We start from the raw sequence: 24,659 nt of genomic DNA on the forward strand, positions 1-24,659 counted from the left end.
GCACTCGGGAGGGTGTGGGAGAGTAGGTCACCGCCGGACAATCTTTATAGGAAAGAGCCTCGACTTGACGGTCGGGGCTTTTTCTATTTTCAGGGTCTCGATGGCTGAGTCGGGGCCTGTTGCTGTTTCGGGGCTTCGATGGTTTCTGTCGGAGGTCTTGCCTGTTCAAGGCTCGACGTGACGTCGAGGCCTTTTCGTTCGTACGCGGGCCGGCGGGGGCTCGTACGGTCATCTGAGCTTCGACGGACGCCCGGACTCTTTCCGCGTTGGGATCTCCGGGCGTCGTACAGCCGTCCATCTTCGGGCTTGGGATGCGATCACGGGGCGTGCACCGTACCGGCGGCGGGGTGAGTAAGCGGTCGCGGTGGTCAGTAGGGTTGAGGGGTGGACTTTCGTGCGGTTGAACGCGCGATCCTGGAGCGCGGCGTCGAGTGGGATTTCGAGCCGACGCTCGACAGGATCGCGGCCCTTCTGGATCTGCTCGGCTCGCCTCAGCGGGCCTACCAGGTCATACACATCGCCGGCACGAACGGCAAGACGAGCACGGCTCGGCTGATCGAGAGCCTGCTGCGTGAGCGCAACCTGCGGGTGGGCCGGTTCACCAGCCCTCACCTGGTGTCGATGCGGGAGCGCATCACGGTCGACGGTGAGCCGCTCAGCGAGGAGCGCTTCGTTCAGGTCTACGAGGAGATCGCGCCGTTCGTGGAGCTGACCGACGCGCAGGGCAAACGGCGCATCCAGTTCTTCGAACTGCTTACGGCCATGGCGTTCGCGGCGTTCGCGGACACGCCGATCGATGTGGCCGTGGTCGAGACGGGTATGGGCGGTTCCTGGGACGCGACGAACGTCGCCGACGGCACCGTGGCCGTCGTGACGCCGATCTCGCTCGACCACACCGACAGGCTGGGGCCCGACATCCCGAGCATCGCGGCGGAGAAGGCGGGCATCGTCAAGCAGGGCGCTACGGCCGTGTTCGCGCAGCAGGAGCTGGCCGCGGCCGAGGTGCTGATGCGGCGGGCTGCCGACGTCGGCGCGGTGGTGGCGCGTGAGGGCCTGGAGTTCGGGGTGCTCAGCCGTGAAGTGGCCGTCGGCGGGCAGCTGATCAGCTTCCGCGGGCTCAAGGGCGTGTACGAGGACGTCTATCTCCCCCTGTACGGGGCTTATCAGGCGAGCAACGCCGCCTGCGCGCTGGCCGCGGTCGAGGCGCTGACGGGCGGTGACGACCCGCTCGACGTGGAGCTGGTGCGGGCGGCGTTCGCGCAGGCGTCCTCGCCCGGGCGGCTGGAGGTGGTGCGGCGTAACCCCACGGTGGTGCTGGACGCGGCGCACAATCCGGGGGGCATGCAGGCCACGCTCGACGCGATGCAGGAAGCCTTCGACTTCCCCAAGCTCGTCGGTGTCGTGGCGGTGATGGCCGACAAGGACGTCGAGGGGCTGCTGGAGCTGCTTGAGCCGATGGTCTCCGAGCTGGTCGTCACGCGTAACTCCTCGCCGCGTTCGCTGTCGGCGGCCGAGTTGGGGATGCTGGCGGAGTCCGTCTTCGGCGAGGGGCGGGTGCAGGTGGTCGAGCGTCTTGACGACGCCATCGACCAGGCCATCGGCATCGCCGACGCGGACGGCGAGTTCGCCGGTACGGGCGTGCTGATCACCGGATCGGTGGTCACGGTGGGCGACGCCCGGTTCCTGCTCAAGGCCGAGGGCGCGTGATGGGCAGCGCAGCGCGCGCCGGTCACGGTCGAGGCGGCGTGGAGGGGTGACGTGCGGCCCTGGCGAAGGCTGGGTCGCGGGGGGATGGCGCGCGGGCCTGGCGGAAGCTGGGACGTGGGAAGGCTTGCGGGCGGGCCTGGCGGAAGCTGGGACGTGGGAAGGCTTGCGCGTGGTCCTGGCGGAGGCCGGGCGAGCGTGCGGGTGAGGAATGGGTCCTGCTCGGGGCGGCGTGATGGTGACCTGCGGGGATCGGTGAAGGCTGCGGAGGCGTGATGGGTTTGCTGAGTTTCCAGGTGACGCCTGGGATGCGACGGCTGGGTGCGAGTGTGCTCGGCATGGAGGCGATCGTCGTCGCGTTGTTCACGCCGGTCGCGATCACGATCGGTGGGGTGGCGCCCGCGTTGGCGGTGACGGCGGGGATCGGGCTGGCCGTGCTCTGCGTCGTCGCGACGGGGCTGCTCAAGAAGCCGATCGGCTATGTGCTCGGCAGCGTGGCGCAGGTGCTGGCGATCTGCACCGGGTTCCTGGTGCCGACCATGTTCTTCCTCGGGGCGATCTTCGCCGCGCTGTGGATCGCCGCGATATTCGTCGCTCGCCGTGTCGAGGGCGTGACTTCCCGCTAAAGTCGGGCTTCATGGCCGTCCCCCCGATTCAGCGGTCCCCCGAGGCCGCGCCGCCACGCGCCGACTCAGCGTGGGTGCCTGATGCTCTGCTCGGGCTGCTCATCGTGGCCGTGCTGCCGCTGGCGATCGTCGCCATCCCCAACACGGTCTCGGTGGTCGCGGAGCTGCTGCCTGCCGGGATCGACCGGGTGGGGCTGGTGCGCGCCCACGGGCTGGCGCTGCCCGCGATGATGCTGGCGGTGCCGCTCGCCGCCCTGGCGCTGCGCCGGGTGCAGGCGGCCCATCTGCTCGTCGCGGGGCTGGCGCTGGTGGCCGCGGCGGACGCGGCCGGCGGTTACGCGGGCTCGACCGTCATGGTCGGGGTGCTGCGCGTCGCCCACGGCGTCGGCGCGGGGCTGCTCGTGCCCGCCACGCTGGTCGCGGTCTGGCCGCGGTCCCGCCGGCTGCGCGGTCTGTGGGCGGGCATGCTGGCGCTGAGCCTGCTGGCCGCTCAGGCGCTCGCGCTCTGGCCCCTCGCGGGCGCGACGGAGTGGCGGATCACGCTGCAGCCCTACCCGTTGCTCAGCGGTGTCGCGCTGGCGCTGGCGGCCGTCTACTTCGTGCTCTGGATGCTGCGCGGCCGGCCGTCCACGCCGTCGCCGCAGCCTCAGGAGCACAGCCGCATCCTGCTCGCGACCGCGCCCGCCGCCGGCGTGGCGGTCGCGGCGGTCGGCGCGGCGAGCCAGGACTGGAGTCCAGGGCTGATGATGCTGCTGGCGGCGCTCGCCATGGTGGGTCTGCTCGCGCTGGCGTCCATCGGCACGCGGGAGAGCCGTACGCTCGCGTACGCGATGGTGGCGGTCGGTGTCGTGCTGCTGCCGAGCGTCGCCCAGGTGACGTACGCGGAGATGGGCGGCATGGGCGGGCCTGGGCTGAAGGGGCTGTGGATCCCGTTCTGCGTCGCGGGCCTGCTCGCGGTGGTCGCGGCGGTCCTGGTCCGCGGGTCGGGGGCGTCCGGGCAGTGGCTCACCCAGTTGGGGCTGCTGGCCATGGTCGCCGGGTTGTGCTCGGTGCGGCTGGTGGTGCCGTCGGCGGACGGGCTGGTGCTGGTGGTGCCGTTCACGCTGCTCGCGGTGGGTGCTGCTGTGGCGCTCACGGCGGCGCTCTCCGACGTGGGGGTGGGCGCAGCCCTGTTCGGACTGGCGCTGTGCTTCCCCGGCGTGCTGGCGGGCTACCTCCTGGGTACGGGGATGCAGAAGGCGCTGCTCGACCAGGGGTCGCGGCAGGAGTTCGTCGACAGTTACGTCGGGGTGCTGCATCTGTGGGCGCTGGTCGCCGGGTTCCTGGTGGTGGCGGTGATCGTCCTGGTGTCCGTCATGGCGCGTCGGGCGCCGGCGGTGAAGGCCGCTGCCGTTGAGCCGGAGCCGGGCGCGGACGACGGCCTGCCGCCCGTGCCGCCGCCCGCGCAATCGCCCGAGAGCGGGGCCTGAAGCCGTCGGGAAAGGGTGACCGGCTCCGGGGCGGGGCCTGAGGCCGTCGGGAAAGGGTGACCGGCTCGGGGGCGGAGTCTGAGGCCGTCGGGAAAGGGCGACCGGCTCCGGGGCGGTAAGCTGTGCCGCAGCTTCGCGTGGCCTGTGCGGCGGAGCATCCCGGGCCAGGCCGTGCTCGTAGCGCTGCTCGTAGCCCGCATCCGCGACCCCTGTTCGAAGGAGAACTCCCAGTGTCCGAGCGCACTCTTGTCCTGATCAAGCCCGATGGGGTGAAGCGCGGCCTGATCGGTGACGTGATCGCCCGCATGGAGCGCAAGGGCCTCAAGGTCGTGGCGATGGACCTGCGCACCCTCGATGTCGAGACCGCCAAGGCCCACTACGCCGAGCACTCCGAGAGGCCGTTCTTCGGCGAGCTCGTCGAGTTCATCACCTCCGGCCCGCTGGTGGCGCTGGTCGCCGAGGGGCACCGCGCCGTCGAGGCGTTCCGTTCGCTGGCGGGGCTCACCGACCCGGTGAAGTCGCCTCCCGGCACGATCCGCGGCGACCACGCCCTGGAGATCGGCGAGAACGTGGTGCACGGCTCCGACTCGCCCGAGTCCGCCGCCCGGGAGATCAAGATCTTCTTCCCCGACCGGTTCTGAGCGTCCGGCCGCGCGCCCGCAGGCTCTCACCTCGCGGGCAGCGTCCGGCCGAGTGCCCGCAGGCTTTCCGCCTCGCGGGCACTCTGCGTTTTCCGGACCTACCCGGGGGCCTGGGTTGTAGCGCGCAATCCGGGCAAAATCGCGGTTCGCGGAGGGGCTTGAGATTTTTGTGGGGCGCACGGGCTCAGTACGCGAGCCGGTGGGTACGTCACGTTACGATTCGAATTCAGTCCGTAGTCATTGCGGCAGTGATCGGGTCTTGAGTCCGTAGTCCTATTGCGAACGTCGCGGGAAGGCTCCGTTCCCCATGGGTAGCAAGCTCGCCTTTCTCGGCCGTGACATGGCGGTCGACCTCGGAACCGCCAACACTCTGGTGTACGTGCGCGGCCGCGGCATCGTGCTCAGCGAACCGTCGGTCGTGGCCATCAACACCGCCACGGAGAAGATCGTGGCCGTGGGCGTGGAGGCCAAACGCATGATCGGCCGTACGCCCGGCAACATCGTGGCGGTCCGTCCGCTGAAGGACGGGGTGATCGCGGACTTCGAGGTCACCGAGCGTATGTTGCGATATTTCATTCAACGGGCGCAGAGACGGCGCCATCTCGCCAAACCGCGCATCATCATCGCCGTGCCCAGTGGCATCACCGGCGTCGAGCAGCGGGCCGTCAAGGAGGCGGGCTACCAGGCCGGGGCGCGCAAGGTCTACATCGTCGAGGAGCCGATGGCGGCGGCGATCGGGGCCGGGCTCCCGGTGCACGAGCCGACCGGCAACATGGTCGTCGACATCGGCGGCGGCACCACCGAGGTGGCGATCATCTCCATGGGAGGCGTGGTCACCAGCAAGTCCATCAGAGTCGGCGGCGACGAGCTGGACCAGGCGGTGATCACGTACGTCAAGAAGGAGTTCTCGCTCATGCTCGGCGAGCGGACGGCCGAGGAGATCAAGATGACGGTCGGCTCGGCCTGGGCCGACGGCGACGAGGCGCACGCCGAGGTGCGCGGCCGTGACCTGGTCAGCGGCATGCCGAAGACGATCATCGTGTCGGCCGAGGAGATCCGCAAGGCCATCGAGGAGCCGGTCAACGCCATCGCCGACGCGGTGCGGGCCACCCTCGACCAGTGCCCGCCGGAGCTGTCCGGCGACCTGATGGACCGGGGGCTCGCGCTGACCGGCGGGGGCGCGCTGCTCAAGGGGCTGGACGAACGGCTCAGGCAGGAGACGGGCATGCCCGTTCACCTGGTGGAGAACGCGCTCGACTCGGTCGCGCTCGGCTCCGGCCGGTGCGTGGAGGACTTCGAGGCGCTGCAGCAGGTCCTGGTTCCGGAGTCGCGACGCTGATGAGGGACTCGCGCCAGGCACGGCTGGTTCTCGGGACACTCCTGGCGGTGGCGCTGGTCATCCTGACCGTCGACCACCGTACGGGGGAGAGCTCGCCGCTGCGTCCGCTGCGCGCGGCCGGGTCGTGGGCGTTCGGCACCGCCGAATCGGCGGGGGCGGCGGTGATCCGTCCCGTGACCGGGTTCGTCGAGGCCGTCGCCGCCGCGCCGAGCGCCCAGCGGGACCTCGCGAGGCTTCGCGCGGAGAACGCCAGGCTCCGGTCCGACCTGGCCGGCAGCAGGGTCGACGCGGAGCGGTCCGCGCAGCTCAAACGGATGCTCGGGCTGGCCTCGCTCGGCGGTTACCAGGTGGTGCCGGCCAACGTGATCGCCCGGCGCGGCCGGCCGGGGTTCGAGGAGGCGGTCGAGATCGACGCCGGGACCGACGACGGGGTCCGCGCCGACATGACCGTGCTCAACGGCGACGGACTGATCGGGCGGGTGGTGCACGCGGGCCCGCGCACGGCGAGCGTGGTGCTGCTGAGCGATCCCGCCTCGGCGGCCGGGGCCCGCATGGAGAGCGGCCGGGAGATCGGCGTGGTGCACGGCGTGGGCGAGCACGGCAGGCTGCTGCGCTTCCAGCTCCTCGACGCGACGGCGCCGGTGACGCGGGGGACGCGCCTGGTCAGCTTCGGCTCCCACCGCGGCGCACCGTACGTGCCGGGGGTGCCGATCGGGGTGGTCGAGCAGGTGGAGACGACGGCGGGCGAGCTGACGCGGACCGCGTACGCGCGGCCGTACGCCGACCTGACCGCGCTGGACGTGGTCGGCGTCGTGGTGCGGCCGCCCGCGCGCGATCCGAGAGACGCGGTGCTGCCGCGCAGGGAGGGGACGGGATGACCGCGGTCGTGGCCGTGCTGGCGGCGCTGCTGGTGCAGTTCATGCTGGTGAACCGGCTGCCGTTGCCCGCCGGTGGGGCGCCCGACCTGGTGTTGCTGGCGGTCGTGGGGGCCGCGCTGACGCGGGGGCCCGCCTCCGGGGCGGTGCTCGGGTTCGGCGCGGGGCTGCTGGTCGATCTGGCGCCGCCGACGGCGCACGTGGCGGGGCTGTACGCGTTCGTGTTCGCGCTGGTCGGCTACCTGGCCGGGCGGGGCGTGGGCAACCGCGTCGTCACCGTCATGCTGTGCGTGCTGCTCGCGCCGCTGCTGGCGGCGGCGGTGAGCGGGCTGCTGTCCGACCCGCGGGTGACGGTCTCGACGCTCACCCAGCAGGTGCCGGTGACCGTGGCCTGCACGCTCGTCGTCGCCCCGGTGATGGTCTGGCTGGTCTCGCGGGGCACACGGGAGAGGCACACGCTGTGAGCCGCATGCGGACCCGGCTGCTCGTCGTGCAGGTGCTGGTGCTGCTGATGATCGCGGTGCTCGCCGTGCGGCTCTGGCAGGTGCAGGTCGTACGCGGCCCCGAGTTCGTCAACCGGGCCACCGAGACCCGCACCAGGACCGTCATCGTGCCCGCGGTGCGCGGGCAGATCCTCGACTCGTCGGGCCGGCCGCTGGTGCGCAACAAGTCGCGGCTGGTCGTCTCGGTCGACCGCACCATGCTGATGCGGATGCGCGACAGCGGGCTCGACGTGCTGGGCAAGCTGTCGCGGGTGCTCAGCCGGCCCGTCGCCCAGTTGCAGCGACGGATCACGCCGTGCGGTCCGGACGTGCCCAAGCCCTGCTGGACCGGCTCCCCGTACCAACCGGTGCCGCTCGACGAGAAGGTCGACACCCGTGAGGCGCTGCAGATCCTGGAGCAGCAGGAGGACTTCCCCGCGGTGACGGCCGAGATCCAGGCCATCAGGGACTACCCGCTGGACGAGGCCGGGGCGCAGATGCTCGGCTATCTCTCGCCGGTGACCGAGGCGGAGCTGGAGAAGCGGGTCGGGCTGAAGGCCACGTTCTCCGGGGTCGACCTGGCCGGGCGCGACGGCCTGGAGTACGTCTACGACCACGACCTGCGCGGCAAGGCCGGCATCCGCAGGGTGCAGGTCGACCGGATGGGCAAGCCGCTCGGGGTGGAGAAGGAGGTGCCGTCGGTCGCCGGCCATCACCTGGTGACCAGCATCGACGCGCGCATCCAGACGATCACCGAGCAGGCGCTGCGCAAGGCGATGAAGGCCGCGCCCGCCTCTGACGGGGGCGCGGCGGTGGTGCTCGACGCGCGCACCTCCCGGGTGCTGGCGATGTCCAGCGCGCCCGGCTACAACCCGTCCGTGTGGGCGGGCGGCATCTCCGAGCGGACCTACCGCCACCTGCTGTCGGAGAAGTCCGGCAAGCCGCTGACGTCGCGGGCGATCAACGGGCAGTTCGCGCCCGGCTCGACGTTCAAGGTGTCGTCCGTGGCCTCGATGCTGCGGGCCGGATACCCGCTGAACGGCAAGTACGGCTGCCCCGGCTCGGTGATGATCGGCGACCGGGCCTTCAACGGCTTCCGCGGCATCGCCCTCGGCACGCTGACCCTGCACACGGCGCTGGTGAAGTCGTGCGACACGATCTTCTACAAGGCCGCGTACGAGCAGTACCTGAAGGACGGCGGGCGGACGCCGAAGAAGAACGTCAAGGAGGTGTTCGCCAACACCGCCAGGAAGTTCGGGTTCGGCTCGCCCACCGGCGTCGACCTGCCGGGCGAGTCGGCCGGCCGCATCCCCGACCGCCGCTGGAAGAAGGAGACCTGGGCGCTGACCAGCGGCGAGAACTGCAAGCGGGCGCAGACCGGCTACCCCGCGGTGAAGGACGGGGCCCGGGCGGCGTTCCTCAAGCGGCTGGCGCTGGAGAACTGCCAGGAGGGGTTCATCCTGCGGCCGGGCGACTCGGCCAACTTCAGCATCGGCCAGGGCGACGTGCTGGTGACGCCGTTGCAGCTGGCTCGCGCGTACGCGGCGCTGGCCACCGACGGCAAGCTGCGCAGCCCGCGGATCGGCTGGGCCAAGGTGCGGCCGGACGGGAAGATGGTCGAGACCGTCCCGGTGCCGGTGGTGGGCAGGCTTCCGGTGACGGAGAAGGAGCGGCTCTACATCAAGCACGCGCTCAGCCAGGTGCCCTCCGACGGCACCGCGGCGGGGGCCTTCGCCGGCTTTCCCATGGACAGGTGGCCCATCGGCGGCAAGACGGGTACGGCGGAGGTGTGGGGCAAGAAGGACACCTCCTGGTTCGCCTCGTTCGCGCCGACGCGTAACCCGCGGTTCGTCGTGGTGGTCATGATCTCCCAGGGCGGGTTCGGCGCGTCGGCGGCCGCCCCCGCCGCGCGTGAGATCTACGAGGGCATCTTCGGCGTCAAGCGGCCCGCCGCGGCGCCGGAGGGCCGGCCGGTGTCGAAGCTGCCGGTGTTCCGGCCCGACGGCACGGTGGTCCCGGGATGAGCGCCGGCGCGATGGCGGCCGGGCGGCGCTCGTTCACCCGCCGGGCGTTCGGCCCCGAGTCGGCGGTGTGGCGGCTGGACGTGGTGATGCTGGTCGCCGTCCTGGCGCTGGTCGTCATCGGCTCGCTGCTCGTCTGGTCGTCCACCCGCACGTGGGCGCCCGGATCGACCGGGCTGCTCTGGAAGCACCTGCTCAACCAGGTGATCGGGCTGGTGCTGTGCGGCGTGGTGGCCATGACCGACTACCGCGCGGTGCGGGCGTACGCGCCGCTGATCTACCTGGTCTCGCTCGTCGGGCTGGGGCTCGTGCTGAGCCCGCTGGGCGCCACCATCAACGGGTCCCACTCGTGGATCCTGCTCGGCGGCGGGTTCGCGGTGCAGCCGTCGGAGTTCGCCAAGGTCGGCCTGGTGCTGATCACCGCCATGCTGCTGGCCCAGCCGGTCGAGGGAACCGACCGGCCGCGCGGGCTGGACGTGCTGCTGACGCTGGTGGCCGCCGTGATCACGCTGGCCCTGGTGATGCTGCAGCCCGACCTCGGCACCGCGCTCGTGCTGGCCGCCGTCACGGCCTCGGCGCTGATCATCGCGGGGGTGCGCAAGCGGCTGATCGCCCTGTTCACGCTCGTCGGCGCGGGCGGGATCTTCTGCGTCTTCTTCTTCGAGATGCTGGAGCCGTACCAGGTGGCCCGGTTCACCGCGTTCGTCGACCCGAGCGTCGACCCGCGCGGCGTCGGCTACAACAGCACCCAGTCGCTCATCGCGATCGGCTCCGGGCAGCTGTTCGGCAAGGGGCTGCTCGGCGGAGGGCAGACCACCGGCAGGTTCGTGCCGGAGCAGCACACCGACTTCATCTTCACCGTGGCCGGCGAGGAGTTCGGCTTCCTCGGCTCCGTCACCGTCGTGGCGCTGCTCGGGCTGGTGCTGGTGCGCGGGCTGTGGATCGCGCGGCGCTGCACCGACCGGTTCGGCACACTGATGGCGGGCACGATCGTGTGCTGGTTCACCTTCCAGATGTTCGTGAACGTCGGCATGACGATCGGCATCATGCCCATCACCGGCCTGCCGCTGCCGTTCGTCTCCTACGGCGGCACCTCCACCTTCGCCAACCTCATCGGCGTCGGGCTGCTGCAGTCGATCTACGTGAGACAGCGTGCGTTCGGCTGACCGGCCGACCGCCGCTACGCTGGGGTCCATGCCTGCCGAGTCGATTTTCCCTCGCCTGGAACCGCTGCTGCCCAAGGTGCAGAAGCCGATCCAGTACGTCGGAGGTGAGCTCAACTCGACGGTCAAGGAGTGGGACTCCGCCGACGTGCGCTGGGCGTTGATGTACCCCGACGCCTACGAGGTCGGTCTGCCCAACCAGGGTGTGGCCATCCTGTACGAGATCCTCAACGAGCTTCCCGCGACCCTGGCCGAGCGCACCTACGCCGTCTGGCCTGACCTCGAGGCGCTCATGCGCGCCGAGGGGGTGCCGCAGTTCACCGTCGACGCGCACCGGCCGGTGCGCGCGTTCGACGTGCTCGGCGTCTCGTTCTCGACCGAGCTCGGCTACACCAACATGCTGACCGCGCTCGACCTGGCCGGCATCCCGCTGGTCGCCGCCGACCGCGGCGACGACGACCCGATCGTCCTCGCGGGCGGCCACGCCGCCTTCAACCCCGAGCCGATCGCCGACTTCCTCGACGCGGCCGTGCTCGGCGACGGCGAGCAGATCGCGATCGCCATCACCGAGGTCATCCGCGAGTGGAAGGCCGAGGGCAGGCCCGGCGGGCGCGACGAGCTGCTCATGCGGCTGGCCGAGTCCGGCGGCGTCTACGTGCCCAAGTTCTACGACGTCGACTACCACCCCGACGGCCGCATCAAGCGGGTCGCGCCCAACCGTCCCGACGTGCCGTGGCGGGTCCACAAGCACACGGTCATGGACCTCGACGAGTGGCCCTACCCGAAGAAGCCGCTGGTGCCGCTGGCCGAGACGGTCCACGAGCGGTTCAGCGTGGAGATCTTCCGCGGCTGCACCCGAGGCTGCCGGTTCTGCCAGGCCGGGATGATCACCCGTCCGGTGCGGGAGCGGTCGATCACCACGATCGGCGCCATGGTCGAGCACGGCATCAAGGAGTCGGGCTTCAACGAGGTCGGCCTGCTGTCGCTGTCGTCCGCCGACCACAGCGAGATCGGCGACCTCGCCAAGGGCCTGGCCGACCGCTACGAGGGCACCAACACCTCGCTGTCGCTGCCCTCGACCCGGGTCGACGCGTTCAACATCGACCTGGCCAACGAGTTCTCCCGCAACGGGCGGCGGTCCGGCCTCACCTTCGCGCCCGAGGGCGGCTCCGAGCGCATGCGCAAGGTGATCAACAAGATGGTGACGGAGGACGACCTCATCCGCACCGTCAGCGCCGCCTACTCCCAGGGCTGGCGGCAGGTGAAGCTCTACTTCATGTGCGGGCTGCCCACCGAGCAGGACGAGGACGTGCTCGGCATCGCCGACCTCGCCAAGAAGGTCATCAAGGCGGGCCGCGAGGCCACCGGGTCGCGCGACATCCGCTGCACCGTCTCCATCGGCGGCTTCGTGCCCAAGCCCCACACCCCGTTCCAGTGGGCGGGCCAGGCCGACCACGAGACCGTCGACCGGCGGCTCAAGGCGCTGCGCGACGCGCTGCGCGGCGACCGGGAGTACGGCCGGGCCATCGGCTTCCGCTACCACGACGGCAAGCCGTCCATCGTCGAGGGCCTGCTGTCGCGGGGCGACCGCCGGGTCGGCGCCGTCATCCGCGCCGTCTGGGAAGACGGGGGCCGCTTCGACGGCTGGAGCGAGCACTTCTCCTTCGAGCGCTGGATGTCCGCCGCCGAGCAGGCCGGCGTCGACGTCGACTGGTACACGACGCGCGAGCGCGAGGAGAACGAGGTCCTGCCGTGGGACCACCTCGACGCCGGGCTCGACCGCGAGTGGCTGTGGCAGGACTGGCAGGAGGCGGTCTCCGGCGGTGAGGTCGAAGACTGCCGGTGGACCCCGTGCTACGACTGCGGTGTCTGCCCCACCATGGGCACCGAGATTCAGATCGGTCCGACGGGCCGCAAACTCCTTCCCCTCACGGTCGTCTGACGACGCGCCGGGTGCGCGTCCGGTACCTCGCCGTACATGAGCCTGTACGCGGGGGTGCCCGGGCGGCTTATCCTGAGAGAAGAAACTCTTACAAGGGAAGGACGACAAGGCTCTGAAACCTGTTCCCGACGGGCCACCGCCCGCGCCCACGGCGCAGCGCCTGCGTGTGCGCTACGCCAAGCGCGGACGTCTGCGCTTCACCAGCCACCGCGACATCTCGCGGGCCGTCGAGCGTGCGGTCCGCCGTGCCGGCATTCCGGTGGCCTACAGCGCGGGCTTCTCACCACACCCGAAGATCTCCTACGCGGGAGCGGCGCCGACCGGCGTTGCCAGCGAGGCCGAATACCTTGAGATCGGCGTCACGACGCCGTGCGATCCGCGACAGGTCAAGATCGACCTCGACGGTTCGCTGCCGCCGGGCCTTGATGTGCTCGACGTCGTCGAGGCGGGTCCCGGCGCGCTGGCCGACCGCCTGGAGATCTCCGAGTGGGACGTCCGACTGCCCGGTGCCGACCGCGAGCACGCCGATGTGGCCGTGCAGAAGTTCCTCGCGGCCGACCGTGTGGAGGTCGAGCGCCTCACCAAGAAGGGGCTGCGCCGTTTCGACGCGCGCGAGGCGGTGCTGGGGCTCACGGTGCTGGAGGGAACAGACAGAACAGCAGCTCAGGTGCCCGGACAGTCGTGTGTCATACTGCGCATGGTTGTTCGGCACATGACGCCTGCCGTTCGACCCGACGATGTGCTCACAGGGCTGCGCCTTGTGGCCGACTTCGCGCCGCCGGTTCCCCCCGAGGTGACCAGGCTGGCGCAGGGGCCGCTCGACGCCAGCACCGGTGCGCTTGCCGACCCGCTCGACCTGGACCGCGACACGACGCGCGGCGGCGAGGCGGGACCGGCGGGTGAGCACGTCGCCGGTTAAGGGGATCGCCCCGCTGGGGCGTGACCGGCAGACAGGACTTGGCGCCATGCCTCCGGGCGTGGCGGACAACGAGACACGAGAGCTCCCGTGCGGCGCGGCGACGCGCCCGGGAGCTGACGGGAGAGCGCCCGCATGCTCGACGAGAACGAGCCCAACGCCGGGGCCAACGGCCCTGACGGGGAGACAACAGAACAGTCACAGGTGACCAGGCGCCGCGGCGCTGCCAGAAGGCCGGCGGGGCCCCCGCCGGAGGTCCCGGAGGAGAAGCCGGCCGCCCCGGTCACCGTCGCCGCCGCCCAGACCGCCCCTTCGGTGACGGAAGGGCGGCCGCTGCCCAGCGTGGCGGCGCAGCGCGCGGCCGGCGAGCCTGAGGAGATCATCGCCGCGGCTCCGGTGAGCCCGGCCGAGGAGGCGGTGGCCGCCGCGGTCGAGGAGGCCAAGCCCAAGCGCGCCACGCGCACCCGGTCGGCGACCACGACGTCCCGCCGCCGCAAGAAGACCGAGGAGACCGAGACGGGTGTCTCCGGCGTCCAGGAGACGCCGGACACGGCCGTCGGCGCCCCTGGGGTCCCCGAGACCCCGGGAGCGGCCGCCAGCGCCGAGACTGCCCGTGGTGACGTCGCAGGCGCGGTTTCGGGGGCGGGTTCGGGTGCTGCCGAGGCCGCTGCGGATGCCGTGCCTTCGGACGCCTTGCCTTCGGATGCCTTGCCTTCGGATGCCGTGCCTTCGGGCGCCGGGGCGGAGGCCGCCGAGCCGGAGGCGCCCGCCAAGCGGCGCCGGTCCCGTAAGAAGACCGAGCCGGAGATCGAGGCCGACCAGCCCGCGGGCGCGGGCCGGGCAGGGGCCGTCGCGGCTGATGCCGGTCAGGGTGCTGCCGCCTCGGATGCCGGTGCTGCCGCCGGGCGGGCCGCTGTCGCGGGTGCCGGGCGGGCGGAGTCCGGGGGAGACGTCGAGAGCGCGGAGCCGGCTGTGGCCGCTCAGGTGGCCGCCGGTGCCGGGGAGGCGGCGGCCGTGCGCGACGGGTCCGCCGACGACCAGGAGGAGATCCTGGAGATCCTGCCCGAGGACGAGCCGCTCGACGACGAGCCCGCCGGGGAGGACCTCGACGAGGACGACATCAAGGTCAACCTGCTGGCCGACCCGTTCGGGCTGACCGCCAGGCGCCGGGACGACGCCGGGGGCACCGCCTTCCAGCGCCCGGCGGCCATCTTCGCGCCGCTGTTCCAGGCGCCCGACCCGGCGCAGGCGCAGCCCGTACGGCCGGTCGAGCCGGAGCCCGTGGCCGAGGCGGAGCCGGAGACGGACGACGAGGTGGTCGTGGAGACCGCCGAGGACGAGGGCGACGACGCCGACACCTCCGACGAGCAGGAGGAGGAGGAGAGCGGCGGCCGGCGCCGGCGCCGCAGGCGCGGCGGGCGCGGTCGCGGCAAGTCGCGCGAGCGTGACGAGAACGACGAGAGCGACGACAACGAGGACGCCGACGAGGACGCCGAAGAGGAGGCGCCGACCGAGGAGTCGCAGGACGAGGAGTCCTCGTCCTCCTCGCGCCGCCGCCGGCGTCGCCGTCGGCGCGGTGCCGACGACGACGCGCCCGAGGCGACGCCCGACGACCCGCCGAACACGGTGGTGCGCATCCGCGCGCCCCGCTCCGGCCGGGCCGCCTCGCACGACACCTCCGCCGACGGCGTGCAGAGCGTGCGCGGCTCCACCCGCCTGGAGGCCAAGAAGCAGCGCCGTCGTGAGGGCCGCGAACTGGGCCGCAGGCGTCCGCCGATCATCACCGAGTCGGAGTTCCTGGCCCGCCGCGAGTCCGTCGACCGGATGATGGTGGTGCGCCGCAACGGCGACCGCACGCAGATCGCGGTGCTGGAGGACGGCGTCCTCGTCGAGCACTACGTCAACCGCGAGGCCAGCCAGTCCTACGTCGGCAACGTCTACCTCGGCAAGGTGCAGAACGTGCTGCCGTCGATGGAGGCGGCGTTCGTCGACATCGGCAAGGGCCGCAACGCCGTGCTGTACGCGGGTGAGGTCAACTTCGACACCGCGGGCATGGAGGGGCAGCCCAAGCGGATCGAGTCGGCGCTCAAGTCGGGCCAGTCGGTGCTGGTGCAGGTCACGAAGGACCCGATCGGCCACAAGGGCGCCCGGCTGACCTCGCAGATCAGCCTGCCCGGCCGCTACCTGGTGTACGTGCCGGACGGGTCGATGACCGGCATCAGCCGCAAGCTCCCCGACAAGGAGCGCACCCGGCTCAAGAGCATCCTGAAGAAGGTCATGCCGGAGAACGCCGGTGTGATCGTGCGTACCGCCGCCGAGGGCGCCTCCGAGGAGGAGCTGGCCCGCGACGTCGCCCGCCTGTCGGCGCAGTGGGAGAACATCCAGAAGAAGGCCAAGTCGGCCAGCCCGCCCGAGCTGCTGTCGGCCGAGCCCGACCTGACGGTCCGGGTGGTGCGCGACGTCTTCAACGAGGACTTCAGCTCGCTGGTCGTGCAGGGCGCCGACGCCTGGGAGACGGTCGACGAGTACGTCAAGTACGTCGCCCCCCACCTGGCCGAGCGGCTGACGAGGTGGGACGGCGAGCAGGGCGACGTGTTCGAGTCGTACCGGATCGACGAGCAGCTCGGCAAGGCGATGGAGCGCAAGGTGTGGCTCCCGAGCGGCGGCTCGCTGGTGATCGACCGGACCGAGGCGATGACCGTCGTCGACGTCAACACCGGCAAGTTCACCGGCCAGGGCGGCAACCTCGAGGAGACCGTCACCCGCAACAACCTGGAGGCGGCCGAGGAGATCGTGCGCCAGCTCCGGCTGCGCGACATCGGCGGCATCATCGTCATCGACTTCATCGACATGGTGCTGGAGTCCAACCGTGACCTGGTGCTGCGGCGCATGCTGGAGTGCCTGGCCCGCGACAGGACCAAGCACCAGGTGGCCGAGGTGACCTCGCTGGGGCTGGTGCAGATGACCCGCAAGCGGGTCGGCCAGGGCCTGCTGGAGGCGTTCTCGACGCCGTGCGACTGCTGCAACGGGCGCGGCCTGATCGTGTCCACGGAGCCGGTCGACGGCAAGCCGGAACCGCGCGGCACGCAGGGCAAGATGGCGGTCGAGAAGGCGGTCAACGAGAAGCTGGGCGACAAGGTCTCCGCGGCCAAGGACGCGGCCAACCGTGATACGGTGACCGGTGCGCTTGAAGACGTCCCGCAGGAGGACGACCAGGCCGGCCAGTCTTCCGGCAGGGGGCGGCGACGTTCCCGCCGAGCCAAGTCCGCCGAGTGACCGCTCGGCGGGCGGTCCGATGAATCGTCCGGTTCGCCAGGGGCACCGATCATCCGGTACTCTTGTGGATCGGTGCGTCAGGTGGCGTGCCCTGTTGGCGCGCCCCTCGGTTCGTCGGTTTCGGATGAGCCGGATGTCGGGCGCAGCATTCGGAGTCATCGGTGGTCCCTCTCGGGGCGGCCGGTGTGTCGACAACAGCTAGTCAGTAGAAGGGTTCCGCGGTGTACGCGATCGTTCGTTGCGGCGGCAGGCAGCAGAAGGTCTCCGTCGGTGACGTCCTCGAGGTGGACAAGGTCGCCGGCGAGGTCGGCTCTTCGGTTTCGCTGCCGACGGTGCTCGTCGTCAACGACGGCGATGTGACCACGGAGGCGGGCCGGTTCACGGTCAGCGCCGAGATCCTCGGCGAGACCAAGGGTCCCAAGATCCGCATTCTCAAGTACAAGAACAAGACCGGTTACAAGAAGCGCCAGGGTCACCGTCAGCGGTACACCCAGGTGAAGATCACCGGTATCGACCAGGCCTGATCGGGAGTTTGAGAGATGGCACACAAGAAGGGCGCGTCGTCCACCCGCAACGGCCGCGACTCCAACGCTCAGCGCCTGGGCGTCAAGCGCTTCGGCGGCCAGCTGGTCAACGCCGGCGAGATCATCGTCCGCCAGCGCGGCACCCACTTCCACCCCGGTGACAACGTGGGCCGTGGCGGCGACGACACGCTGTTCGCGCTGACCGCCGGTCACGTGCAGTTCGGCACCAAGCGCGGGCGCCGCGCCGTGAGCATCGTCCCCGTCGCGGAGTAAATCTCCGGCGAGACGGGTTGTGACAAGGGGTGGATCGCCTGCCGATCCACCCCTTGTTCGTTGGTGCGGTCCCTTCCGGGCGCCGCCCGGCGCAGGGTCCTCGCTCTCCCGTACGGGGCAGGGCGGGAAGCCCGGGTGGGACGGGCCGGCAGAGAAGACGATCCTGGCGGGGCCGGGGTCGACGGTGTGCCCGTGCGCGGGCCTGTGGAGGAGAGAAACTGAATGCCGGACTTCGTGGACCAGGTGATCCTGCATGTCAGGGCCGGTGACGGGGGGAACGGCTGCGCCTCCGTCCACCGGGAGAAGTTCAAGCCGCTCGGCGGCCCCGACGGGGGCAACGGCGGTCGCGGCGGCGACGTGATCCTCGAGGTGGATCCCAACACCGCCACCCTGCTCGACTACCACCGCCGCCCGCACCGCAAGGCCGACAACGGCAAGCAGGGGCAGGGCTCCAACCGCGACGGCGCCAACGGGGCCGACGTGGTGCTGCCCGTGCCGAACGGCACCGTGGTCAAGGACGCGGCCACGGGCGAGGTGCTCATCGACCTCATCGGCGCCGGCACCCGCTACGTGATCGCCGCCGGCGGCCACGGCGGCCTCGGCAACGCGGCGCTGGCCAGCACCAAGCGGAAGGCGCCCGGCTTCGCGCTGCTGGGCGAGCCGGGCGACGCGCTGGACGTGATGCTGGAGCTGAAGAGCGTCGCCGACGTGGCGCTGGTCGGCTTCCCCAGCGCGGGCAAGTCGTCGCTGATCGCCGCGCTCAGCGCGGCCAAGCCGAAGATCGCCGACTACCCGTTCACCACCCTCATCCCCAACCTGGGCGTGGTCACCGCGGGAGACCACGTGTTCACCGTGGCCGACGTGCCCGGCCTGATCCCCGGCGCGTCCGAGGGCAAGGGGCTCGGCCACGAGTTCCTGCGCCACGTCGAGCGGTGCGACATGCTCGTGCACGTCATCGACTGCGCCACCATGGAGCCGGGCCGCGACCCCGTCACCGACTACGAGGTGATCGAGGCGGAGCTGCACGCCTACGGCAAGCTGGAGGGCCGCCCGCGCATGGTCGTGCTCAACAAGGCCGACGTGCCCGACGCCCGTGACCTGGCCGACCTCGTACGCGCCGACTTCGAGGAGCGCGGGCTGCGGGTGTTCACCGTGTCGGCGGCGACCCACGAGGGGCTGCGCGAGCTCACGTACGCGATGGGCGAGTGGGTGGCGGCCGCCCGCGCCGCCAAGCCCGTGGAGGAGCCGACCAGGCTCGTCATCAGGCCCAAGCAGCTCGGCGAGGCCGGGTTCAAGGTGCGCAGGGTCAACGACAACCTGTTCCAAGTGACCGGCGAGAAGCCAGAGCGGTGGATCAGGCAGACCGACTTCAGCAACGACGAGGCCGTCGGCTACCTGGCCGACCGGCTGGAGCGGCTCGGCGTGGAGGAGGAGCTGGTCAAGGCCGGCGCCACCGCGGGGGCCGAGGTGGTGATCGGGCCGATGGAGGGCGGCTACGTCTTCGACTGGCAGCCGACGCTCAACGCCGAGGCGGTCCGTCAGGGGCCGCGTGGCACCGACAGCCGTCTTGGATGATCGTCCGGCGGGCTCGGATAGGGTTTGGACGTGCGGGAACACATCAGTTCAGCGTCGAAGGTGGTCGTCAAGGTCGGCTCGTCGTCGCTGACGACACCCCAGGGCACGATCGACGTCGACCGGGTCGACGCGCTCGTCGACGTGCTCGCCGCGCGCCGGCGCGGCGGCACCCAGATCGTGCTGGTGTCCTCCGGCGCCATCGCGGCGGGCCTGGGCCCGCTGGGGCTGCCCGCGCGACCGCGTGACCTGGCCACGCAGCAGGCCGCGGCGTCCGTCGGTCAGGGCGTGCTGGTCGCCCGCTACACCTCCTCCTTCGCCCGTTACGGGCTGCGCGTCGGCCAGGTGCTGCTGACCGCCGACGACATGATGCGGCGCACCCACCACGTCAACGCCCAGCGCACCCTCGACCGGCTGCTGGAGCTGGGCATCGTGCCCATCGTCAACGAGAACGACACCGTCGCCACCGACGAGATCCGGTTCGGCGACAACGACCGGCTGGCCGCGCTGGTCGGCCACCTCATCCGGGCCGACGCGCTGGTCCTGCTGTCGGACGTGGACGCGCTCTACGACGGGCCGCCCAGCCGGCCGGGGGCGCGGCGGCTGGCCGAGATCCGCGGCCCCGAGGACCTGGCCGGCGTCCAGCTCGGCAAGGGCGGCGCGGTCGGCACCGGTGGCATGATCACCAAGGTGCAGGCGGCCAGGATCGCCACCGGCGCCGGCGTGCCGGTCGTGCTCACCGCGGCCGCCCAGGCGGCGCACGCGCTGGCCGGAGCCGACGTCGGCACCTACTTCCACCCCCAGGGCCGCCATCCCGGCACGCGCCTGCTCTGGCTGGCGCACGCCACCACCGGGCGCGGCCGGCTCCACCTCGACGCCGGCGCGGTCGAGGCCGTCGTCACCCGGCGCAAGTCGCTGCTGCCGGCCGGGGTGACCTCCGTCGAGGGCGAGTTCGCCGCCGGCGACCCGGTCGACCTGTGCGGGCCGCGCGGCCGGGTGGTGGCGCGCGGGCTGGTCAACTTCGACGCGGTCGAGATCCCCGAGCTGCTCGGGCGCTCCACCCGCGACCTGGCCAGCGAGCTCGGTCCGGAATATGAACGCGAGCTGATCCACCGCGACGACATCGTCATACTGGAGTCCCACTGACCGCGACGAGGAGCACGCGATGTCCGAAGAGTTCCTGAAGGTTGCCCGTGCGGCACGCGAGGCCGCCGCCGAGCTGGCCCCCCTGCCGCGGGCGCCGAAGGACCGGGCGCTGCGTGCCATCGCCGACGCCCTGGTCGCGCACGCCGCCGAGATCGTCCGGGCGAACGCCGGGGACGTCGAGCGGGCCAGGGAGCAGGGCACCGCCGAGGCCATGATCGACCGGCTGCGCCTCGACGAGGGCCGGGTCGCCGCCATCGCCGAGGCCGTGCGCCAGGTGGCCGACCTGCCCGACCCCGTCGGCGAGGTGGTGCGCGGCTCCACCCTGCCCAACGGGCTGGAGCTGCGACAGCTCAGGGTGCCGCTCGGCATCATCGGCATCATCTACGAAGGCCGTCCCAACGTCACCGTCGACGCCGCCGCGCTCTGCCTCAAGAGCGGCAACGCGGTGCTGCTGCGCGGGTCCTCCAGCGCCTACGACTCCAACACCGCCCTGGTGAAGGTGATGCAGGAGGCGCTGGCCGGCACCGACGTGCCGTCCGGGGCCGTGCAGCTCGTGCCGGGGCTCACCCGCGACTCGGTCAAGGAGCTGATGCGGGCTCGCGGGCTGGTCGACGTGCTCATCCCGCGCGGGGGCGCGTCTCTGATCAACTCCGTGGTGGAGGAGTCCACGGTGCCGGTCATCGAGACCGGGGTGGGCAACTGCCACGTGTACGTCGACGCCGCCGCCGACCTCGACCTGGCCGTCGAGATCCTGGTCAACGCCAAGGCGCAGCGGCCTTCCGTGTGCAACGCGGCCGAGTCGTTCCTGGTGCACGCCGACGTGGCCGACGCGTTCGTGCCCAGGGCGCTGGAGGCGCTGAAGGCGGCCGGGGTGACCGTGCACGGCGACGAGCGCGTCGCCCGTCACGGCGACGTGGTGCCCGCCACCGAGGACGACTTCACCGCCGAGTACCTCTCGCTCGACATCGCGGCCGCGGTCGTCGACTCGCTGGAGGACGCGGTGGCCCACATCCGGCGCTACGGGTCGGGCCACACCGACGCCATCGTCACCCGGTCCCAGCAGGCGGCCCGGCGGTTCGTGGCGCTGGTCGACTCGGCCGCGGTGGCGGTCAACGCCTCCACCCGGTTCACCGACGGCGGCGAGTTCGGCTTCGGGGCGGAGATCGGCATCTCCACCCAGAAGCTGCACGCGCGCGGCCCGATGGGGCTGCCCGAGCTGACCTCGACCAAGTGGGTCTACACCGGCGAAGGCCAGCTGCGCACCGCCGAGGGCACGGTCATCGCCGAGTCAGGACAGTGACGTGATCGGGTCGCGGGCGGCGTGTCGCCCCTCGCGGCCCGGCTCGGGCCTCCTTGACTGGGGCGCATGGAGATCGTCATCGCGCTCGCGTCCGCGGCGGCCGTGCTGTTCGGCGCCGACCGGCTGATGCTCTGGCTGGAGAGCCACGGCCACGTCAACTGGCGCAGGAAAGGACGCAGGGACCTGCGTCACGAGCCCAGGGCGGAGCTCGACACGCTGCTGTCGTGAACGCGCCACACCGATAAGAGTTTCGGCGTGCCTCAGGCGTCCACACGCGTCACAGCGCTAGGGTTGTGTCCCTTATGGGCGCGCCGAGCGGGGAGGGACGGTGAGCAAGCTCGGCAAGGTCGGGCCGTACACCCTGCTCGAGAGGCTCGGCCGGGGCGGTATGGGCGAGGTCTACCTCGCCAGCGCCCGCCGGGGCGAACGCGTCGCGGTCAAGGTCCTGCACGACCTGACCGAGAACGACGCCGCACGCATCCGCCTCGAACGCGAGGTGCGGGCACTGCGCAGGGTCGAGAGCCCGTACGTGGCGCGGGTGCTCGACGCCGACCTGTCATGCGACCGTCCCTACCTGGTCATGGAGCACATCGAGGGCGCCACCCTGCTGGAGCGGGTGCGCCAGGACGGCGCGCTCGACCTGACGGAGCTGCTGATGCTCGCCCAGGGCATCGCCGCGGCCCTGGCCATCATCCACGCCGCCGGGGTGGTGCACCGCGACCTGAAGCCGGCCAACATCATCATGGGCGGCGACGGGCCGGTGCTCATCGACTTCGGCATCGCCCAGGTGCACGACGCCACCCGGCTCACCATGACCGGCACCTTCCTCGGCACCCCCGGCTACACCGCCCCCGAGATCTTCGCCGACGAGCAGGTCGACTCGCCTGCCGACGTGCACGCGTGGGCGGCGACGGTGGCGTTCGCGGCGACCGGGCGGCCCGCCTTCGGGCGGGGGACCGCCGAGGCGCAGATGTACGCGGTGCTCAACGGGCAGGCCGACCTCAAGGGCGTGCCGGTCGAGCTGCTGCCGCTGGTGCGCGCGGCGCTGCACCGCGAGCCGGGCAAGCGGCCCACCGCCGCGCTGCTGGCCGACCGGCTGGCCCGGCTGGTCAAGGCGAGCGGGCTCGGCGAGCCGGACACCGGGGAGCCGAGGGACGACGCGCGCTCCGAGGGCAACGTGCCGCCGCCCCGCGCCACCTCCCGCGCCGGTGAGGGGACGCGGGGGCGTGCGGGTGAGGTGCCGGCGCCGCGCGGGCGGGCCGGTGACAGTGTGCCGCCGCGGTCCCGTACGGAGGGAACGGCTTCGCGGGGGCGTGCGGGTGACAGTGTGCCGCCGCGCTCCCGTACTGAAGGGACGGCGGCGCGGGGCGAAGGGTCGCGCGGGCGGGCCGGTGACAGTGTGCCGCCGCGGTCCCGTACGGAGGGAACGGCTTCGCGGGGGCGTGCGGGTGACAGTGTGCCGCCGCGCTCCCGTACCGAGGGAACGGCGGCGCGGGGCGACGGCGCGCGGGGGCGGGCCGGGGAGGTGCCCGCGCCGCGCGGGCGGGCGGCCGAGGGCGGCGGGGCGTCGCGAGGCCGGACGGCGGACGAGAACGCCGGGCGTGGGCGGGGCGACGGGACGGCCGGGCGCGGCAGAGCCGCGGACGTGCCCGCCGCGCGGGGGAGGGCCGCTGAGGGCGGCGCCGGGCGCGGGCGGGCGGCCGAGGGGGTTCCCGCGCGGGGGCGGAGCGGTGAGGGCGCGGTGCGGGCCAGGGCGCAGGCCGCGGCGCGGATCCGGACCAGGACGCCGACCGTGGCCAAGGGCGCCAAGAGCGCCGCGAGCCGGGCCGAGGGCGCCACCACGCTGCCGGCCGGGAACACGGCGCTGCTGCTGCTCGCCGTCCTGGCGGTGCCGTGCGTGGTGGCGTCGGTGATGTGGCCGATCGCGTCGATCGTCATCACGGCGGTGTTCGTGGTGCTGACCAGGGCGCTGTGGATGAGCCACTGGATGGTGCGCAACCACGCGGAGGGCTGGGCGCGGGCCACGATGCGGGTGATCACGTTCCCGTTCGCGCTGGCGGGGGCGCTGGTGAGCGCGGCCGCCTGGCCGGGGGCGCCCGTCGTCGTCGCGGCCGGCGGAGCGCTGTGGATCACCGGCGGCGGTCAGATCGACACGGCGACCTGGTGGCAGCAGCCCGCTCCGGTCACCGCCGCCGCCGTGGTGTTCGGCATGCTGTGCGGCGGCGTCACCGGGCGCGAGATCGAGCGGGTCGGCGCGCGGATGCCCGACCTGCGCAGGGAAGGGCTGCGCGCACTGGCCGTGCTGGGCGGGTTCGTCGCCCTGTGCGCGGCTGCCGTGCGCGCGATCGCCCTGCTGCTGTGACGGTCAGCCGTCGCGGCGCGCGAACCGGTTGAAGATCCGCTCGCCGGCGTTGACCGCGCCCTCGGCCACGTCGCGGAGCACGCCGATGAATGGGTCCTGGGACTCCGACCAGGACCTGCGGTAGGACTCGGCGGCCGCCTTGACCTCCTCGCTGACGCGGGCGTTGGGGTCGTCCTCGCGGCGCGGGTAGTCGCCGCCGATGATGCGGTCGTACTCGCCGCTGCGCTGCCACTTGTCGAGCTCGGCCACGCGCACCACGGCGAACGGGTGGGTGGTGCCGAGCAGGTTGAGCACCTTGAGGAAGCCGTCGCGCAGGTCGCCCGCGGTGTCGTACTCGGCGTACTGCTCCAGGAACGCCTCGATGTTCATCTCGTGCGTGTAGTCGCCGCCGGCGAGCTTCATCAGCGCGCGCTTGGCCGCCTCCGGGTCCTGGCCGGTGAGCATGCCGCCGCGGTCGGACGACAGCTCCGACTTGCGGTACCACTCCTCCAGGCCGGCCACGATCGCGCGCAGGCCGATGTAGCCGAGCGGGATCCAGGCGACGCGGGCCGCCAGCCGGGTGAGGATGTCGAGCATGGTCCGGTAGACGGCGTGGCCCGACAGGATGTGGGACGTCTCGTGGCCGATGACGAACCGCTGCTCCTCCTCGTTCATGAGGTTGAGCAGGCCGGTGGTCACGACGATGAACGGGTCGTCGAAGCCGATGGCCTTGGCCTGCACCTGCGGATCCTGCTGGACGTAGATCTCCGGGATGCGGTGCAGGTCGAGGACGTAGGCGGCGTCGCGGCCCATGTCGTAGAGAGAGCGGAACTGGGTCTCGCTGACACGCACGGCCGAGGCGAGATACATGAGGCGCAGGCGCCGCTCACTGACTAGGCCGGACATCTGCTTGAGAACCGTGTCGAACCCGCTCAACTTACGCAGAGCGACCAGGGCCGACCGGTCTGCGGGATGTTCGTAGGCACGGGACGAGATGCCGGGCAGTTGGACGCGGCTGCGGTCCGGGGTGGTCGTCATGCCCGGCATGC

At 71.9% G+C, this 24,659-nt stretch carries 20 protein-coding genes; 19 read left to right on the top strand and 1 reads right to left on the bottom strand.

Annotation, left to right across the window (positions count from 1 at the left end; all coding sequences use genetic code 11):
- Positions 1-384: 384 nt before the first annotated feature.
- The 19 genes from ACGFI7_RS05770 to ACGFI7_RS05860 all read left to right on the top strand — a co-directional run bounded on the left by ACGFI7_RS05770 (position 385) and on the right by ACGFI7_RS05860 (position 23,631).
- On the top strand, positions 385-1,707 hold the full coding sequence (locus ACGFI7_RS05770) for a bifunctional folylpolyglutamate synthase/dihydrofolate synthase (protein ID WP_393399628.1): 1,323 nt from the start codon (positions 385-387) through the stop codon (positions 1,705-1,707).
- A 305-nt stretch (positions 1,708-2,012) separates the two neighbouring features.
- Entirely contained in the window at positions 2,013-2,330 is a 318-nt protein-coding gene (locus ACGFI7_RS05775) for a DUF4233 domain-containing protein (protein ID WP_393401854.1), read from the top strand.
- A gap of 74 nt (positions 2,331-2,404) precedes the next feature.
- Positions 2,405-3,799, top strand: coding sequence for a hypothetical protein (locus ACGFI7_RS05780; protein ID WP_393399630.1), 1,395 nt, complete (start codon positions 2,405-2,407; stop codon positions 3,797-3,799).
- Between the two features lie 230 nt (positions 3,800-4,029).
- Complete coding sequence (gene ndk / locus ACGFI7_RS05785; RefSeq protein WP_148029969.1) at positions 4,030-4,440, top strand: nucleoside-diphosphate kinase; 411 nt, start codon at positions 4,030-4,032, stop codon at positions 4,438-4,440.
- Positions 4,441-4,747: 307 nt separating this feature from the next.
- Positions 4,748-5,779 (top strand): rod shape-determining protein, encoded by a 1,032-nt coding sequence (locus ACGFI7_RS05790; protein ID WP_393399633.1) that lies wholly within the window; start codon positions 4,748-4,750, stop codon positions 5,777-5,779.
- A complete protein-coding gene (gene mreC, locus ACGFI7_RS05795; RefSeq protein ID WP_393399635.1) occupies positions 5,779-6,657 on the top strand; it encodes a rod shape-determining protein MreC in 879 nt (292 codons plus the stop codon). The genes ACGFI7_RS05790 and mreC overlap by 1 nt, the downstream gene beginning before the upstream one ends.
- The gene (gene mreD, locus ACGFI7_RS05800) at positions 6,654-7,118 is read left to right on the top strand and encodes a rod shape-determining protein MreD (protein ID WP_393399637.1); all 465 of its coding nucleotides are present in this window, start codon (positions 6,654-6,656) and stop codon (positions 7,116-7,118) included. Before mreC ends, mreD begins: the two co-directional genes overlap by 4 nt.
- Positions 7,115-9,160 carry a penicillin-binding protein 2 gene (gene mrdA, locus ACGFI7_RS05805; RefSeq protein WP_393399639.1) on the top strand — a complete coding sequence of 682 codons (2,046 nt, stop codon included), beginning with the start codon at positions 7,115-7,117 and terminating at the stop codon, positions 9,158-9,160. The genes mreD and mrdA overlap by 4 nt, the downstream gene beginning before the upstream one ends.
- On the top strand, positions 9,157-10,323 hold the full coding sequence (gene rodA / locus ACGFI7_RS05810) for a rod shape-determining protein RodA (protein WP_393399642.1): 1,167 nt from the start codon (positions 9,157-9,159) through the stop codon (positions 10,321-10,323). The genes mrdA and rodA overlap by 4 nt, the downstream gene beginning before the upstream one ends.
- Positions 10,324-10,351: 28 nt before the next feature.
- On the top strand, positions 10,352-12,262 hold the full coding sequence (locus ACGFI7_RS05815) for a TIGR03960 family B12-binding radical SAM protein (RefSeq protein WP_393399644.1): 1,911 nt from the start codon (positions 10,352-10,354) through the stop codon (positions 12,260-12,262).
- A gap of 166 nt (positions 12,263-12,428) precedes the next feature.
- Positions 12,429-13,181, top strand: a complete 753-nt coding sequence (locus ACGFI7_RS05820) for a TIGR03936 family radical SAM-associated protein (protein ID WP_393399647.1) — start codon at positions 12,429-12,431, stop codon at positions 13,179-13,181.
- A 132-nt stretch (positions 13,182-13,313) separates the two neighbouring features.
- On the top strand, positions 13,314-16,454 hold the full coding sequence (locus ACGFI7_RS05825; protein WP_393399649.1) for a ribonuclease E/G: 3,141 nt from the start codon (positions 13,314-13,316) through the stop codon (positions 16,452-16,454).
- A gap of 221 nt (positions 16,455-16,675) precedes the next feature.
- Positions 16,676-16,978 (top strand): 50S ribosomal protein L21, encoded by a 303-nt coding sequence (gene rplU / locus ACGFI7_RS05830; RefSeq protein ID WP_270159450.1) that lies wholly within the window; start codon positions 16,676-16,678, stop codon positions 16,976-16,978.
- Positions 16,979-16,993: 15 nt separating this feature from the next.
- Positions 16,994-17,251: a 50S ribosomal protein L27 gene (gene rpmA / locus ACGFI7_RS05835; protein WP_068925700.1), complete on the top strand. Its 258-nt coding sequence runs from the start codon at positions 16,994-16,996 to the stop codon at positions 17,249-17,251.
- A 222-nt stretch (positions 17,252-17,473) separates the two neighbouring features.
- Positions 17,474-18,826, top strand: a complete 1,353-nt coding sequence (gene obgE / locus ACGFI7_RS05840) for a GTPase ObgE (protein ID WP_393399652.1) — start codon at positions 17,474-17,476, stop codon at positions 18,824-18,826.
- A gap of 30 nt (positions 18,827-18,856) precedes the next feature.
- Positions 18,857-19,969: a glutamate 5-kinase gene (gene proB, locus ACGFI7_RS05845; protein WP_393399654.1), complete on the top strand. Its 1,113-nt coding sequence runs from the start codon at positions 18,857-18,859 to the stop codon at positions 19,967-19,969.
- 19 nt (positions 19,970-19,988) lie between these two features.
- A complete protein-coding gene (locus ACGFI7_RS05850) occupies positions 19,989-21,269 on the top strand; it encodes a glutamate-5-semialdehyde dehydrogenase (protein WP_393399656.1) in 1,281 nt (426 codons plus the stop codon).
- A gap of 66 nt (positions 21,270-21,335) precedes the next feature.
- Positions 21,336-21,497, top strand: a complete 162-nt coding sequence (locus ACGFI7_RS05855; protein WP_393399658.1) for a hypothetical protein — start codon at positions 21,336-21,338, stop codon at positions 21,495-21,497.
- 100 nt (positions 21,498-21,597) lie between these two features.
- Positions 21,598-23,631: a protein kinase gene (locus tag ACGFI7_RS05860; RefSeq protein ID WP_393399661.1), complete on the top strand. Its 2,034-nt coding sequence runs from the start codon at positions 21,598-21,600 to the stop codon at positions 23,629-23,631.
- A 3-nt stretch (positions 23,632-23,634) separates the two neighbouring features.
- Here the strand turns inward: ACGFI7_RS05860 and ACGFI7_RS05865 are convergent, their stop codons facing one another.
- Positions 23,635-24,648: a M48 family metallopeptidase gene (locus ACGFI7_RS05865; RefSeq protein WP_393399664.1), complete on the bottom strand. Its 1,014-nt coding sequence runs from the start codon at positions 24,646-24,648 to the stop codon at positions 23,635-23,637.
- Between the last annotated feature and the right edge of the window lie 11 nt (positions 24,649-24,659).

It is taken from the genome of Nonomuraea sp. NPDC048826 (assembly GCF_043198225.1).
Lineage (GTDB): Bacteria > Actinomycetota > Actinomycetes > Streptosporangiales > Streptosporangiaceae > Nonomuraea.

Bases quoted from the DNA above. Each gene is read 5' to 3' on its own strand.
- ACGFI7_RS05775 (WP_393401854.1), top strand. From the start codon at position 2,013: ATGCGACGGCTGGGTGCGAGTGTGCTCGGCATGGAGGCGATCGTCGTC.
- ACGFI7_RS05790 (WP_393399633.1), top strand. From the start codon at position 4,748: ATGGGTAGCAAGCTCGCCTTTCTCGGCCGTGACATGGCGGTCGACCTC.
- mreC (WP_393399635.1), top strand. From the start codon at position 5,779: ATGAGGGACTCGCGCCAGGCACGGCTGGTTCTCGGGACACTCCTGGCG.
- mreD (WP_393399637.1), top strand. From the start codon at position 6,654: ATGACCGCGGTCGTGGCCGTGCTGGCGGCGCTGCTGGTGCAGTTCATG.
- rodA (WP_393399642.1), top strand. From the start codon at position 9,157: ATGAGCGCCGGCGCGATGGCGGCCGGGCGGCGCTCGTTCACCCGCCGG.
- ACGFI7_RS05815 (WP_393399644.1), top strand. From the start codon at position 10,352: ATGCCTGCCGAGTCGATTTTCCCTCGCCTGGAACCGCTGCTGCCCAAG.
- ACGFI7_RS05825 (WP_393399649.1), top strand. From the start codon at position 13,314: ATGCTCGACGAGAACGAGCCCAACGCCGGGGCCAACGGCCCTGACGGG.
- rpmA (WP_068925700.1), top strand. From the start codon at position 16,994: ATGGCACACAAGAAGGGCGCGTCGTCCACCCGCAACGGCCGCGACTCC.
- obgE (WP_393399652.1), top strand. From the start codon at position 17,474: ATGCCGGACTTCGTGGACCAGGTGATCCTGCATGTCAGGGCCGGTGAC.
- ACGFI7_RS05850 (WP_393399656.1), top strand. From the start codon at position 19,989: ATGTCCGAAGAGTTCCTGAAGGTTGCCCGTGCGGCACGCGAGGCCGCC.
- ACGFI7_RS05855 (WP_393399658.1), top strand. From the start codon at position 21,336: ATGGAGATCGTCATCGCGCTCGCGTCCGCGGCGGCCGTGCTGTTCGGC.
- ACGFI7_RS05865 (WP_393399664.1), bottom strand. From the start codon at position 24,648: ATGACGACCACCCCGGACCGCAGCCGCGTCCAACTGCCCGGCATCTCG.